The sequence below is a fragment of the Mesorhizobium amorphae genome, assembly GCF_014843845.1.
Classification (GTDB): domain Bacteria; phylum Pseudomonadota; class Alphaproteobacteria; order Rhizobiales; family Rhizobiaceae; genus Mesorhizobium; species Mesorhizobium amorphae_A.
The window spans coordinates 1-13,802 of sequence record NZ_JHQS01000053.1 but is presented as its reverse complement, the minus strand read 5'-3'; the positions used below and the strand labels follow the sequence as shown (position 1 = coordinate 13,802).

The 13,802-nt window shown below is 63.0% G+C and carries 14 protein-coding genes and 1 pseudogene; 11 read left to right on the top strand and 4 right to left on the bottom strand.

Features of this window, described 5'->3' with window-relative positions:
• Positions 1-12: 12 nt before the first annotated feature.
• A pseudogene (locus tag DH08_RS37195) lies at positions 13-635 on the bottom strand (thermonuclease family protein).
• A gap of 75 nt (positions 636-710) precedes the next feature.
• On the opposite strand from DH08_RS37195, the gene DH08_RS20645 reads away from it, so the two are divergent.
• Entirely contained in the window at positions 711-2,231 is a 1,521-nt protein-coding gene (locus tag DH08_RS20645) for a sensor histidine kinase (RefSeq protein ID WP_192181075.1), read from the top strand.
• Between the two features lie 8 nt (positions 2,232-2,239).
• Here the strand turns inward: DH08_RS20645 and DH08_RS20640 are convergent, their stop codons facing one another.
• Positions 2,240-3,238 carry a nicotinate-nucleotide--dimethylbenzimidazole phosphoribosyltransferase gene (locus DH08_RS20640; protein WP_192181074.1) on the bottom strand — a complete coding sequence of 333 codons (999 nt, stop codon included), beginning with the start codon at positions 3,236-3,238 and terminating at the stop codon, positions 2,240-2,242.
• Between the two features lie 161 nt (positions 3,239-3,399).
• On the opposite strand from DH08_RS20640, the gene DH08_RS20635 reads away from it, so the two are divergent.
• On the top strand, positions 3,400-3,633 hold the full coding sequence (locus DH08_RS20635) for a DUF1289 domain-containing protein (RefSeq protein WP_006205202.1): 234 nt from the start codon (positions 3,400-3,402) through the stop codon (positions 3,631-3,633).
• A 13-nt stretch (positions 3,634-3,646) separates the two neighbouring features.
• A complete protein-coding gene (locus tag DH08_RS20630) occupies positions 3,647-4,351 on the top strand; it encodes a TIGR02281 family clan AA aspartic protease (protein ID WP_192181073.1) in 705 nt (234 codons plus the stop codon).
• Between the two features lie 6 nt (positions 4,352-4,357).
• On the opposite strand, the gene dusA is transcribed toward DH08_RS20630, so the two are convergent.
• Both dusA and DH08_RS20620 read right to left on the bottom strand, forming a co-directional pair.
• Positions 4,358-5,359 (bottom strand): tRNA dihydrouridine(20/20a) synthase DusA, encoded by a 1,002-nt coding sequence (dusA, locus tag DH08_RS20625; RefSeq protein ID WP_192181072.1) that lies wholly within the window; start codon positions 5,357-5,359, stop codon positions 4,358-4,360.
• 136 nt (positions 5,360-5,495) lie between these two features.
• A complete protein-coding gene (locus DH08_RS20620; protein WP_192181071.1) occupies positions 5,496-5,825 on the bottom strand; it encodes a hypothetical protein in 330 nt (109 codons plus the stop codon).
• 1,165 nt (positions 5,826-6,990) lie between these two features.
• Here DH08_RS20620 and DH08_RS20615 point away from each other — a divergent pair.
• From DH08_RS20615 to DH08_RS20580, 8 genes are all read left to right on the top strand, one after another.
• Positions 6,991-8,226 (top strand): PQQ-dependent sugar dehydrogenase, encoded by a 1,236-nt coding sequence (locus DH08_RS20615; RefSeq protein ID WP_192181070.1) that lies wholly within the window; start codon positions 6,991-6,993, stop codon positions 8,224-8,226.
• Between the two features lie 204 nt (positions 8,227-8,430).
• The gene (locus DH08_RS20610; protein ID WP_192181069.1) at positions 8,431-8,844 is read left to right on the top strand and encodes a hypothetical protein; all 414 of its coding nucleotides are present in this window, start codon (positions 8,431-8,433) and stop codon (positions 8,842-8,844) included.
• A gap of 84 nt (positions 8,845-8,928) precedes the next feature.
• Positions 8,929-9,162 (top strand): hypothetical protein, encoded by a 234-nt coding sequence (locus DH08_RS20605; RefSeq protein WP_192181068.1) that lies wholly within the window; start codon positions 8,929-8,931, stop codon positions 9,160-9,162.
• Positions 9,156-10,613, top strand: coding sequence for a TolC family protein (locus DH08_RS20600; RefSeq protein WP_428338846.1), 1,458 nt, complete (start codon positions 9,156-9,158; stop codon positions 10,611-10,613). Before DH08_RS20605 ends, DH08_RS20600 begins: the two co-directional genes overlap by 7 nt.
• Before the next feature lie 17 nt (positions 10,614-10,630).
• A complete protein-coding gene (locus DH08_RS20595) occupies positions 10,631-11,992 on the top strand; it encodes a multicopper oxidase family protein (protein ID WP_192181066.1) in 1,362 nt (453 codons plus the stop codon).
• A gap of 41 nt (positions 11,993-12,033) precedes the next feature.
• Positions 12,034-12,507, top strand: coding sequence for a cupredoxin domain-containing protein (locus DH08_RS20590; RefSeq protein ID WP_428338844.1), 474 nt, complete (start codon positions 12,034-12,036; stop codon positions 12,505-12,507).
• 12 nt (positions 12,508-12,519) lie between these two features.
• A complete protein-coding gene (locus DH08_RS20585; RefSeq protein ID WP_006206314.1) occupies positions 12,520-12,798 on the top strand; it encodes a copper-binding protein in 279 nt (92 codons plus the stop codon).
• 53 nt (positions 12,799-12,851) lie between these two features.
• Positions 12,852-13,292 (top strand): DUF411 domain-containing protein, encoded by a 441-nt coding sequence (locus tag DH08_RS20580; protein WP_192181064.1) that lies wholly within the window; start codon positions 12,852-12,854, stop codon positions 13,290-13,292.
• The last annotated feature ends 510 nt before the right edge of the window (positions 13,293-13,802 follow it).

The following is a 13,802-nucleotide window of genomic DNA, read 5'->3' as shown; positions in this document are numbered from 1 at the left end:
AGCTGTTCGCCATCACCGGATGCGGAAAAACTCACGCATGGCGTCGCCGATCGAGGCGAGCGTGCCGTGCTTGCTTTCGACCAGATCGTGGCCGTGGGTGTCGCGCCAGTCCTGCGGTTCGTCGAAGCTGCCGGCCCAGATGCCGGACTGCCGGCGCGGGCGCCGGCCTCCTCGGTCTCGAAATCGCCAAAGGCGACCGCCCAACCGGCCTCGACCTGGGCGCGGTTGAGATCCGTGCTGCCGGCCTTGCAGTCGCCAAGCAGCCGGCCGTAGCGATCGCGCTGCCAGCCACTGCAGGAGACGGGCCGGCCGCCGATCAGCCGCACCAGCGACTGGCGCGCGAGCTTGCCGCAAGGGTAGTCGGCGCCATCCTTGCGGCAGACCTGATGGTATTCCGGGGCGTCGATGCCGCGCATGCGGATGCGCTCGCTGCCGAGCGTGATCGAATCGCCATCGTTGACGATGGCCGCACCTTCGGCCTTGCGGGTCTCGAACCGGTCGAGGCGCGCCGCAAGCAGGATCAGCAAGCCAAGGAGGATGACCGTCAGTCCGTAGTCCAGCAGCCTGCGCCACAGGCTTCGCGGCGGCGGCGGAGCATAGCGCCGACGCGGCCTCGGCGACCACGAACGGCTCATATGGCAAACAGACTCTTAATCATTCGAACGTAGCTTAACGAATTGAAATCGCTGCGCGCATAAATCGAAGTTATCATGCCTTTGCTACGCTCGAACACAGCGGACAAATTCATTGTGGACCGCAGGAAACCGCATCGCAACAGCGATGTGGCGCGCGCGGTGCGCAGGACGCGTGACCGTCTCTCGCAGCAGGCCGGCAATCTCGACTTCGACCGCGAACTCCTGAAGCTGCACGCTCGCTCGATGATGAGTGGAGTGATCGCCATTCCGCTGCTTGTGCTGGCGATCGCGGCAGTAGGCCTGCTTGCCGGAATGGACAAGCAGATCGCCGTCTGGGCGCTGTTCATGCTCATCTGCTACACCGTCGTTTCATTCATGGCGCGGCGCGTCGAACGCACCGAAGCTTCCGAACTCGACCCGTCGCGAACGCAAAGGGATTTCCTGATCGGCCACTCGCTGTGCGGCCTCGGCTGGGCCTGGTTCGCCTGGCTCGGTTGCGCAACCTGCCAGATCGACCAGTTCCAGATAGTCAAGGCGATGGTGCTGCTGGTTGCGATGGCGGCGACTTCCGTCATGGCCTCGTCGCTGGGCGGCGCCCTGCTGGCGACCTTTGCCGTTCCGGTGGCGGTCTATGCCTATTCCGGCGCACGGTTCTGGATGCCGATCGAGCTGATCATGGCCGCTCTGCTGGTCGCAGCCCTGCCCTTCTTCATCTATGTCGCGCGCAATCTCAACCGTTCGTCGCTGATGCTGTTGTCGTTCCGGTCCGAAAAGGACGCGTTGATCGCCGAGGTCGAGACGGCGAAATCGATGTCGGACGAAGCGCGGCGGCGGGCCGAGGATGCCAATCTGGCCAAGTCGCGCTTTCTTGCCTCGATGAGCCATGAGCTCCGGACCCCGCTCAACGCCATTCTCGGCTTTTCCGAGGTGATGGCCAACGAGGTGCTCGGACCGATGAGCAACCCGACCTACCGCGACTACGCTCATGACGTGCACGAGTCTGGCCAGCATCTGCTCGACCTGATCAACGAGATCCTCGACCTCTCTCGCATCGAGGCGGGTCGCTACCAGATCAGCGAGGAGCCGGTGATGCTGCCCAGCGTCGTCGAGGATTGCTGCCACATGATGGAACTGAAGGCGCGCAACAAAGACATCCGCGTCGTCCAGGATTTCGAAACCACCTTGCCGCGGCTGTTCGCCGACGAGCGCGCGGTGAGGCAGATCACGCTCAACCTTCTGTCCAACGCCATCAAGTTCACCGCATCCGGCGGCGAGGTCCGCGTGCGCGTCGGCTGGACGGCCGGCGGCGGGCAATACATCTCGGTCAAGGACAACGGCCCGGGCATACCGGAAGAAGAGATTCCGGTGGTGCTGTCCGCCTTCGGCCAGGGCTCGATCGCCATCAAGAGCGCCGAACAGGGAACCGGACTTGGCCTGCCGATCGTGCAGGGCCTGCTGGCCATGCATGGCGGCGAGTTCGAACTTCATTCCAAGCTGCGCGAAGGCACAGAGGCGATCGCCATCTTCCCGCTCAGCCGGGTGATGGAGGAACTGCCGGCCCTGCCCACCAAGGCGGTTGCCGCGCGCAGGCGCTAAATCCTGCACTAGCCACGAACAGCCGCCGCCATGCCCGAGCTGGTGAGTGCGGCGGCCTTGACCAGACCGGCGGCAAGTGCGGCCCCTACCCCTTCGCCGTGGCTGACGCCAAGGTCGAACAGCGGCCGAAGGCCTAGCCGTTCGGCGGCCTTTGCGTGCCCTGTCTCCGATGACAGGCCAGCAAGAAGACAATGGTCGAGCGCAGCCTCGTTCGCGGCATACAGCACCGCCGCCGCGGCGGTCGCTGCAAAGCCGTCGAGCAGCACCGGGATCTTCTGCATGCGGGCAGCCAGGATGGCGCCGGCTATTGCCGCGAACTCGCGGCCGCCAACCCGGCGCAAGGCCTCGAGAGGATCGCGCAAGGCGTCGGCATGGAAAGCAAGTGCCGTGTCGACCACCGCGGCCTTGCGCGCCAGCATCGCGGCATCGGCGCCCGATCCCGCTCCAACCCAGTCGGCGCCGCCGTCGCCGAACAGGGCGGCGCACAGGGCGGCGGCGACGGTGGAATTGCCGACGCCGAGATCGCCGAGGCAAAGCAGGTCGCTGCCGCCGGCAATCGCCTCCATGCCGAAGGCCATGGTGGCGGCGCAGCCGCGCTCGTCGAGTGCGGCGTCTTCGGTGATGTCCTCGGTCGGGATATGGAGCGCGAGGTCGAAAACCTTGAGGCCGAGATCATTGGCGATGCAGACCTGGTTGATCGCAGCACCCCCGGCCGCGCAAAGCTCGACGGCATTGGCGGTAGCCGCCACCGGCCGCGGCGAAATGCCGTGACGGGTGACGCCATGGTTGCCGGCAAAGATCGCGACCAAAGGCCGGTTCACCGCCGGCGGGGCGCGCCCACTCCAGGCTGAGAGCCAGGCGGCGATGTCCTCGACGCGGCCAAGCGATCCTCTGGGCTTGTCGGCCTTGGCAAACAGCGCACGCACGCGCGCCTCGGCCTGCGCATCGGCCGGCGGCAGGTTTGCCAGCAGGTTGCGAAAATCGTCGAAAGGTAGTGCGCTGGTCATGTCGGTGGCGATCGTTGCTGGAGGTTGGTCAGCGGCATAGCTGGCTTGCCCGGCCGGCACAACCGCCAACGTTGACGCGAACGTGGCTGCTGGCGACGCATTCCCGAGGGCTTGCATTGGCCCTAGCGTTGCACCATGTGGAAGTAACGCAAGAGAATATCATGACGGCCATCGAATCCCCGTGCATCCTGGTTTGTTCGATCGATATGAAAACCGGCTTCTGTTTCGGCTGTGGCCGCACGCGCGAGGAGATTGGCGCCTGGATCGGCATGACCCCGGAAACGCGCCGCAGCGTCATGGCCGAATTGCCGGCAAGGCTGGAAACGGTCGAGCGGCGGCCGCGCCGGGAAACGCGCCGCACGCGCATGGCGCGCGAGCGCGACGTGCTCTCGTGAGATGGCAAAGCCAATGAGCCGACTGTTCTGGATAGTGATGGTCGTGATCGGCGCGGGACTGATCCTGCTGATGATCAACGATTCGGCTGGCAGCACTTTCGGTGTCGAAAACTCTGATTTCAGCCGGCTGATCTGGCTTGGCGCGATCGCTGCGCTGATCGGCGCCAGCCTCATTCGCTCAGGCCGGCCACTGGGTGACATGGCCCGCAATCTCGGCACCTGGGCCGTCATCGCGCTGGCGCTGGTCGCCGGGTATCAGTACCGCTACGAGTTGCAGGATATCGCCAGCCGGGTGACCGCCGGTCTCGTTCCCGGCAGCCCCCTGGCGCTGGGCGTGGAAGACGGTCACGCGACGGTGACGCTGGACAAGGCCGACAATGGCCATTTCGAAGCCCGCATCATGATCAATGGCGCGCCGATCCGCGCCGTCGTCGACACCGGCGCGACCAGCATCGTGCTGACGGCGGAAGACGCTCAGGCCGCGGGCTTCAACCCTGCCGCCCTCAACTTCACCATACCGGTCTCGACCGCCAACGGCATGGCACGCGCTGCCGCCGTGAAGACCGACGAAGTGGCGATCGGCGGCATCGTGCGCAAGGACATGCCGGTGATGATCGCGGCGCCCGGCATGCTCGGCCAGAGCCTGCTCGGCATGAACTTCATCGGTTCGCTGTCGGGCTTCGACGTGCGCGGCGACCGGATGATCCTCAGGGACTGAAACCCGTCAGGCTGCTTCCGCGGCAGCACCGCTGAAATCGACGGCGGCAAAGGCCTTCTTCAGCACATCCGGTCCAGCGCCCGGCCTCGTCGCGTCGGTCGACAGGATCTGCCGGTAGCGGCGCGCGCCAGGCAGGCCGTGAAACAGGCCGACCATGTGGCGGGTGACATGGCCGAGCCGTCCGCCCTTCTCGATATGGCGGGCAGCGTAGGTCGCCATCGCGTCGATCAGCGCCGCATGGTCGAACGCGCCCGGCGCATCGCCGCCGTAGAACATGGCATCGGCTCCGGTCAGGATACCCGGCGTGTGGTAGGCAGCGCGGCCTAGCATGACGCCGTCGACATGGTCGAGGTGGAGACGTGCTGCGTCCAATGATTGAATTCCGCCATTGATGCCGATGAATTCGTTCGGTTTTCTGGCCTTGAGCCGATAGACCCTGTCATAGTCGAGCGGCGGGATGTCACGGTTTTCCTTCGGGCTCAGCCCCTCCAGCCACGCCTTGCGGGCATGCACCCACAGCGCGTCGGCGCCGGCCGCCAAAACGCCGTCCGCCAGCGTATCGAGCGCCGGCTCGGGGTCCTGCTCGTCGACGCCGATGCGGCATTTGACGGTGACAGGAATTTTCACCGCAGCCTTCATCGCGGCGACGCAGTCGGCGACCAGAACAGGCGTCTTCATCAGGCAGGCGCCGAACGTGCCGGACTGGACACGATCCGACGGGCAGCCGACATTGAGGTTGATCTCGTCATAGCCGAAGGCCTCGCCGATGCGCGCCGCCTCGGCCAGCTTCTGGGCATCGGAGCCGCCGAGCTGCAGCGCCACCGGGTGCTCCGCCTCATCGAAGCCGAGCAGCCGCTCGCGGGCGCCCTGGATGATCGCGTCGGCCACCACCATCTCGGTGTAGAGCAGCGCACGACGCGTCAACTGACGGTGGAAGAACCGGCAATGCCGATCCGTCCAGTCCATCATGGGTGCAATGGCTACTCTATGGTCTTGATTTTTCAGCATGTTTTCTTTAACATCAAATCGTTAGAACCTGCCGAGTGCACACGAATTTACGCCAGAATACGACCCTCTTCGCCACGTTTCGATCTCTCAGTGCACACGGAGCGCACACGAAAAAATGGCCACCTATACAAAGCTCTCATCCGGTTCCTGGCGTGTCCAAGTCCGTCGCAAAGGTCGCTAGATCAGCGAGACCTTCCTGCGCCGAGGCGACGCATGGCGCTGGGCAACCGAAACCGTGCGCCAAGTCGATCGCGGTGAGACTCCGACTAAGTGCCGTATAGCGCGCCTGAAAACTTTCGGCGAACTCATCGACCTTCATATCGACGACATGTGCGATGTAGGCAAGTCCCCTCGCCGCTCCAAGGCTGCAGCCCTCGATATGCTCCAAAGACATCTGGGGAAGTGCAACATAGCGGTTCTCGATCGCGAACGGCTCATTCGTTTTGGTCGCGACTGTGCCGCCCAAGAGGGTCGATCCCGGCTGCCATCGTTCCTGAATTAGCAAATCTAAATGCGAGCGCGGCGCCACCTGTGGTAGAAATGACCTGCTGGAGTAGGTCTCTCGGGAGGAGTCCTTGGGTATAAAATCGAAGCTCGCCCAAATGTCGGCGGCGCTGCTCACTAGGCGTGTGGCCGCCACTCAATCCACTGGTGCCGTCAAGCCGATCCGAACGTCGCTTGCCGACGTTCCTCTCAGGCGCCAGCCTCTTCCGTTCAAGCCGAAACCGCCGGTCCGTCCGTGTAGCAATATGTAGGATCAGCCAGACAGCGAAAGGTCGGACAACGGAACGAAAGTCGGATTCGCGAATTCTATTGCCACTAATTGGAATCGTCGCCATGAGGCTTGCGACCCTCCACCTTGAAACTGCGAGATACGGGGACGTATATCGCGCTGAAATGCTCGCGAAGCTAAGGCGGCAAGTTGTCCGGCACATCAAGCGCACAGACGCGTCGGCTCAAAAAGTCGAAGAAGCGCTGGCCAGGTTGGCTGAAGCAAACGCGCCCACGGACCGGCTGGTTCAGTATGGCCGCCGTCGCCGGGCTGTCTCTTTCTGTGGACATTTCTGAAACGAAAACTTTCTGGGCCTCGGCTGTTGCGCTTACAAGGAGGCGATCATCGCCACGGTGGCAAGCGCATCGAAGATCGCGTGACTTTGCACATTCCGAAGGCCAATTATCCCTATTCGCTCAAGGGCCAGGCCAGGCGACAAGATGAGGTTTGAGGGCTAAATCGTCCATGCGACGAGAATTTTGGCCGGTCACGGTGCAGGTGCTGGGCCTCATCACGGTCGACGCCGGCACGGTTGTGTTGGTGAGGAAAAATCGGCGACCGAAAGGCACTACGCCGCTGATTAACGACCATAGCTGACCAAACGGCGGCCCTGGGCAACAGCGGGGCTAGCTGCAACCGCGCCGGAATGTCTTCAACGGCTTCTCAACGAATTCCCAGACGGCGCCGCAATGCCGGACGAAATGAAACGATCAAATCGGTTAGCACCGGGTCGAGACGATCGCGCAGCACTACTGCCATCGGGAACGCCAGACGATCGCAAGTGTTATCGAATGGCTCGGATCGTTTAGGATTCCCAAATGACCGCCCAGCCCAGCAACAGCTGCAGAGGAATAATCTCATGCGAAGCATAAATCGGGAATCTCTATCCGGACACCGGCAAAGCTGGTCTATCGCCTCTCGTGCCGCGATTGCATCTATCTTCATCGCAGCGGCCGGGAACGCCCGCGCGCAGGATTTCAACCTGGCGCCGCCCAACGCCGCAGATCAGCGGCCGGCGTTCCCAGGTCAAACGCGCGCTCCGGTAATCAACGACAGCATCCAGTTGATAAGCACTGTGGTCGCGGAAGGCCTTGAGAACCCTTGGGGCATAGCGGAGTTGCCGGATGGCGGATGGCTTGTAACGGAACGCCCTGGACGCATGCGCCTGGTGCGGTCCGACGGGACAGTGTCTGAGCCGATCCAGGGGGTACCTGAGGTCGTGGCGCGGGGCCAAGGCGGGCTCCTCGATGTGGCCGTTCGCGATGATTTCGAAGAGTCTCGGCGGGTTTGGTGGAGTTTCTCACAGCCCCGTGGCGCCGAGGGTAACGCGACGGCCGTCGCGACCGGTGTTCTGTCAGCCGATGGCGCGGCTCTGGGCGACGTGCGGGTTGTCTTTCAACAGCAGCCGGCGTGGCGATCGAACAACCATTTCGGATCGCGCCTCGTCTTCGACCGCGACGGTGCCTTGTTTGTTACAACCGGTGAAAGATCACAGCGCAGACCGCGGCAGCTAGCCCAAGACGTCGGCACGCATCTCGGTAAGATCATCAGGATCAATCCGGACGGAGGCGCGGCTCCTGGCAATCCCCAGTTGGAAGGCGGCCTGCCGGAAATCTGGTCCTTCGGACACAGGAACGTACAGGCTGCGGCACTTGGACCCGATGGCGCGCTATGGACGATCGAGCACGGCCCGCGTGGGGGCGACGAACTTAACCGTCCCGAGCCAGGAAAAAATTATGGCTGGCCCATCATTACCTATGGGGAAAATTATAGCGGAGCGCCAATCGGCGAAGGGATCACAGCCCGGGATGGCATGGAGCAGCCCATCTACTACTGGGATCCGGTAATCGCGCCGAGCGGCATGGCCTTCTACGATGGGAGCATGTTCCCCGAATGGCGAGGAAGCATCCTCGTCGGTGGGCTGTCCAGTCGATCGCTTGTACGCCTTACGCTCTCGGCTGGCCGCGTCGCCGGCGAGGCTCGCTATCTGGAAGGCACCGGCCGCATTCGCGATGTGGCTGTAGCGCGTGACGGTTCGATAGTGCTTCTAACTGATGACGGCGGACAGGTTCTTCGCGTGACACGCGGGAACTAACTCAGCGTAGATGCGCCTCTGCCATCAGAAATCCGCATATGACCTCAGCGGATCTATGGGTCGCGAGCCGATCATGAGAAGCAGAAGATCAGGCATACGATGCCGTCATTTAACCCAAATCCTGTCCTACCAAATCGTGCGCTGCACTTGCGCGCGCTGTGTCTTGTGTTGACTTTGCGTCCTGCACGTGCCGAAAGATGCCCGATGATCGGATACCCGATGATTCACTGCAGAAAGGCTGTGCGCGCTGTCGTCGCGTGCATGTTCCTTCTGCTTGCCATCTGGCAGCCGGGACTGGCGGCCGCCGCCACAGCGGCTGCAAGCGAGAGCGTCGCGACAGCTGCAGCCGGCCACGGGCACGACGTCAGTGGCATTGATGATGATGCCGCGCAGCATTCCGCCGGAAGCGCGCACGAGCATAAGGGCGGCAGCGACCATCACCAGCCGGTCTCTACAGATCTGTGCTGTGAGATGCATTGCGTCATGAGCCAGGCGATGGCGGCCTCATCGCCACTGATCCATGCGCCCGAAGCCGGCGGATTCCGGTTCGACTTTACCCACGCCCTGCCTGACGGCCAGATTTCGTCCGTCATCAAACCGCCCCGAACCATCAGCTGACGAGTCCGCCCACAGGCGGAGTGTGCCCGGCGTTCCGGCTCTTGCCGCCGCCGCAGACCCATCGTTCCAGCTTCAGGTTCCCCAATGAACATTCCTGTATGCGCGGCGCTCGGCGCGTCGCTCGCCCTTGCGGGTTGCAATGCCGTGCCGCCCGAGGCCGCCCTCCCGGCCTTCAGTCCGGCTGATCCCGCCTACGGCATCACAAATACTCACTATCATCCGGTCGTGAATTACGTTCATCGCGAGCCGACCGACCCACAGAACTGGCGCAGGCTCAACGACAATCTGTCTCCGGCCGGCAAGGAAGCGGGATCGTGAGGCTGCCTTTCCGCATTTTTTCAGCCTGCGCAGCGACGCTGCTCACGGCGGGCTGCGACACCACCACCGGCTCGGTTGACATCAGCGACCCCCAATCGGGTTTCACCACGGTCGCCATGCGCAGCCGTGCAGCCACCGGCAAGACCCCCGTGTGGGTGCAGTCCAACGCGCAGGCTCAGGCCCTTGCCGAGCAGGTCGGCCGCCTTGTCAAGTCAGGGCCGGTCGGGCCCGACATGGCGGTTCAGGTCGCGCTTCTCAACAACAAGGGCCTGCAGGCCGCCTATGCCGATATCGGCCTGTCGGCGGCCGACGTCTGGCAGGAACGCCTTCTCGTCAATCCGCGCGTGTCGGTCGGCGCCATGACGCTCGACGCGGTGCGCACGGTGGAGGCCGCGGTTGTCAGCAATATTCTCGCGCTGACGACTCGGGAGAAGCGCGTCGCCGTCGCGGATGCCCGTTTCCGGCAGGCTCAGCTGCGCGCGGCCGAAGAGACCATGAGGCTGGCCGCCGATACGCGGCGGGCCTGGGTCAATGCGGTCGCCGCGCAGGAGACCGTCGGCTTGCTGGGACAGGCGCAGGTCTCGGCGGATGCGGCAGCGGAGCTCGCCCGCAAGCTGGGCGAAACAGGAGCTTTTTCCAAGACAGGGCAGGCGCGGGAGTTCGTGTTCAACGCAGAGCTCGCCGGGCAGGTGGCGCAGGCGCGGCTCGATGCGCGCCAGACGCGTGAGGAGCTGACGCGGCTCATGGGCCTTTGGGGGCAGGATATCGCCTACAAGCTCCCGGGTCGTCTTCCGGGCCTGCCGAAGGGCGTTTATGGCAGGGGCCCGATCGAGCGCGAAGCGCTGCAGCAGCGTGTCGATCTTGAGATAGCGCGACTGGAACTGGAAGCGCTCGCCCGTGAATACAAGTTGACAGAGGCCACCCGCTATCTGACCGACCTTGAGCTCCTGACAGGCGTTGAGGTGGAGCGCGAGGAGGAAGAAGACGGCGAGACGAAGAACGTCGCCACGCCCCGGATCGAGGTCGAGTTCGTCATCCCGGTCTTTGACACCGGCAAGCCGCGTATGCGCAAGGCAGAGCTTGCCTACATGCAGGCAGCAAACCGGCTCGCTGAAAAAGCCGTCAATGTGCGGTCGGAAGCGCGCTCCGCTTTTGATGCCTACCGCTCAACCTACGACATCGCGCGGCATTACCGGAACAGCGTCGTGCCCCTGCGCAAGAAGATCGAGGAGGAGTCGGTGCTCACCTATAACGGGATGATCACCAATACCTTCGAGCTGCTGGCCGATACGCGCGCGCGCATCGAGGCCAACATCCAGGCGCTGCAGGCCCGTCAGTCTTTCTGGATCGCCGACGTCAATCTCGGCACCGCCGTTCACGGCGGCGGCGCCGCCGCTTCATCAGAAACAGTAACCGCGTCCGCCGCCGACGGCGACGGCGCTGGACACTAACCAGAAGGACCAATCCCATGGTTACAAGACGACAATTGCTGGGCGGCGGCGCGCTGCTGGCTGGCGCGGCCGCCTGGACCAGGACTTCCGCCATGGGGCTGCCCGAAGCCGCCCTTATGGAATCGCCTGACATGCAGCCGCCGCTCTTCCCGAAGAGCGGGCCTGACTACCAGCCCGTCGTAACGCTGAATGGCTGGACACTGCCGCACCGGATGAACGGCAACGTCAAGGAGTTCCACCTTGTGGCGGAGCCCGTCGAGCGCGAGATGGCGCCCGGCATGATTGCCTATCTGTGGGGCTATAACGGCCAGTCGCCGGGACCCACCATCGAGGCCGTCGAGGGGGATCGCGTGCGCATCTTCGTCACCAACAAGCTGCCCGAGCACACCACCGTCCACTGGCACGGCATGATCCTGCCAAGCGGCATGGACGGGGTGACCGGCCTTACCCAGCCCGGCATTCCGACCGGCAAAACCTTCGTCTACGAGTTCGATCTCGTGAAGAGCGGGACCTTCATGTACCACCCGCATGCTGACGAAATGACGCAGATGGCGATGGGGATGATGGGGTTTTTCGTCATCCACCCGAAAGACCCCGCCCTGCACCGCGTCGACCGCGATTTCGTTTTTTTGCTGAATGCCTACGACATCGACCCCGGCTCCTATGTGCCGCGCGTTATGGAGATGACCGACTTCAACATGTGGTGCTGGAACAGCCGCGTGTTTCCGGGCATCAGCCATCTTGTCGCGGCGAAGGGCGACCGCGTGAGGGTGCGGGTGGGCAACCTCACCATGACCAACCACCCGATCCACATGCACGGCTACGACTTCGAAGTGACGTGCACGGATGGGGGGTGGGTGCGGCCGGAGGCGCGCTGGCCGGAAGTGTCGATCGACATTCCTGTCGGCGCCATGCGCGCCTACGAGTTCGACGCCATCTATCCGGGCGACTGGGCTGTCCATTGCCACAAGTCGCATCACACGATGAACGCCATGGGGCACGACGCCCCAACGTTTATCGGCGTCGACAAGACCCAGCTCACCGAGAAGATCAAGCGTGTTCAGCCCGAGTACATGGCCATGGGCAATCGCGGCATGGCCGACATGGGCGAAATGGAAATGCCGCTCCCCGACAACACCATCCCGATGATGACGGGCTGGGGCCAGTTCGGTCCCATCGAGATGGGCGGCATGTTCTCGGTCGTCAAGGTCCGCGAGGGACTGTCAGCGACCGATTACGCAGACCCGGGATGGTACGAGCACCCCGCCGGCACCGTCGCCTGGGAATGGACGGGCGCACTCCCGGCGCCCGCTTCCGCCAAGGATGCAATGACCGTTGTCCCGCCCGCCGGCCATGTCGGGCACGGGACAAAGGGATGAATGAAACCATGACCAAGAAAAGCAGGAGAGACTGCATGAAACTGAAATCGGCCCTGTGCCTTCTGATGATAGCCGCCGCCACCCCCGCCCTTGCCGGCGGCACCGGCAACCACTCGCATGACGAGCTCGCGATCGGCGCGCCGGGCAAGGCCGGCAAGGCCAAACGCACCGTCAACATCTCCATGTCGGAGACGGCGGACGGGAAGATGATCTTCCAGCCCGCATCCTTCACCGCGAAGGAAGGGGAGACACTGCGCCTCAAGTTCTACAACAAGGGCGAAACCGACCACGAGTTCGTCATGGACAAGATGGAGGCCATCCTCGAGCACAAGGCAGTCATGGAGAAGTTCCCCGAGATGGAACATGACGATCCCAATGCGATCCGCCTTGCGCCGGGCAAGCGCGGGGAAATCGTCTGGACCTTCACCAAGGCCGGGACTTTTGCGTTCGGCTGCCTGATCCCGGGCCACTACGAGGCCGGCATGAAAGGCGACATCGAGGTCGCCACCAAGTAAAGGAGACTCCCCATGAAAAAGACAGTTGTTACAATCGCCGCCCTGATGCTGGGCCTAGCAGGCCATGCCTTCGCCGCCGAATACACCAAAGGCGAAGTTACCAAGGTCGACGCCAAGCAGAAGAAAATCACGATCAAGCACGACCCGCTCGCAAACCTTGATATGCCGGCCATGACGATGGTGTTCGTCGTCGCCGACGACGCGATGCTCGAAAAGGTCAAGCCGGGACAGGCCATCGAGTTCGTGGCCGACCGCGTCAATGGGCGCATCACCGTCGTTGAAATAAAGTAGCATGTGGGCCGGAGGCGACCTTGCGACCTCCGGCCGTAAGAAAGGTAGTTGCGATGAACAGACGAACCTTATTGCTGTTGCTGGCAACAGTCGCTACCGGCAGCGCCCGGGCTGCCACGAAGCCTGCCGTCGCCGTGCACAAGAATCCCTGGTGCGGCTGCTGTGGCGCGTGGGCCGCGGCGCTGCGGCAAGCCGGCTACGGGATAACGCTGCATGACAGCGATGACCTTGCTCCAATGAAAAAATCGCTGGACATCCCCGACAAGTTGCAGGGCTGCCATACGGCGCTGGTGGAGGGCTACTACGTCGAAGGCCACGTGCCACTTGATGCGATCGCGCGCCTGCTGAAGGAGCGACCCGCGATCGCCGGTCTTGCGGTACCCGGAATGCCGAAAGGCTCGCTGGGCATGGGCAGCGATCCTGACGCCAGCTACGACGTGTTCGCGGTTAGCAAGGATGGAAGCGCGGTTATCTTCCAGCATGCCGGAAATTAGGAGTGCAACACACGCCCTTGCCGGACCCGACTTAGCTCGTCCCAACGTCCTTCACAAGTGCCCGCAATTCGGGTGGTGGCGCGAGGCAGAAAGTTCGATAAGCTTCCAAGAACCCCAGGCAAACTGGCCGCCGCGGCGGCCAATGAGGTTCACGGATATCCCGGCGAACATCCGCATTGAAGCGATCAATATCGTCGGCAGAAGGGCGTCCGAAAAGGGCTGTCGGCGGCTCCGTCGTGGGAACGAAAAAAGAAGAGAAGCAGAACTTTCGTGTGCGATTTTTGCACACGACATCTCGTAACTAACTGATTATATTGACTTATATGCCCAGTCCATCATCGGCGCAATGGCAAGCCGGTTGATCAACATACTCATCGTATTCGTGTCCGCGCGGCGCGTTCGCCCGGCAGCAACGATCAGTTCGGCCCGGCGAGCCGCACCATCTAGAGCCTTTCAGGTTTTGACGGAAGCATATCCGGCGTTTTCGAAGTAGTTACAGCATTCGTGGGG

What these genes read in the sequence shown, in the direction of transcription:
- DH08_RS20595 (WP_192181066.1), top strand. Translation starts at nt 10,631, where the DNA reads ATGGTTACAAGACGACAATTGCTGGGCGGCGGCGCGCTGCTGGCTGGC.
- DH08_RS20610 (WP_192181069.1), top strand. Translation starts at nt 8,431, where the DNA reads ATGATCGGATACCCGATGATTCACTGCAGAAAGGCTGTGCGCGCTGTC.
- dusA (WP_192181072.1), bottom strand. Translation starts at nt 5,359, where the DNA reads ATGCTGAAAAATCAAGACCATAGAGTAGCCATTGCACCCATGATGGAC.
- DH08_RS20605 (WP_192181068.1), top strand. Translation starts at nt 8,929, where the DNA reads ATGAACATTCCTGTATGCGCGGCGCTCGGCGCGTCGCTCGCCCTTGCG.
- DH08_RS20640 (WP_192181074.1), bottom strand. Translation starts at nt 3,238, where the DNA reads ATGACCAGCGCACTACCTTTCGACGATTTTCGCAACCTGCTGGCAAAC.
- DH08_RS20635 (WP_006205202.1), top strand. Translation starts at nt 3,400, where the DNA reads ATGACGGCCATCGAATCCCCGTGCATCCTGGTTTGTTCGATCGATATG.
- DH08_RS20585 (WP_006206314.1), top strand. Translation starts at nt 12,520, where the DNA reads ATGAAAAAGACAGTTGTTACAATCGCCGCCCTGATGCTGGGCCTAGCA.
- DH08_RS20615 (WP_192181070.1), top strand. Translation starts at nt 6,991, where the DNA reads ATGCGAAGCATAAATCGGGAATCTCTATCCGGACACCGGCAAAGCTGG.
- DH08_RS20630 (WP_192181073.1), top strand. Translation starts at nt 3,647, where the DNA reads ATGAGCCGACTGTTCTGGATAGTGATGGTCGTGATCGGCGCGGGACTG.
- DH08_RS20580 (WP_192181064.1), top strand. Translation starts at nt 12,852, where the DNA reads ATGAACAGACGAACCTTATTGCTGTTGCTGGCAACAGTCGCTACCGGC.
- DH08_RS20645 (WP_192181075.1), top strand. Translation starts at nt 711, where the DNA reads ATGCCTTTGCTACGCTCGAACACAGCGGACAAATTCATTGTGGACCGC.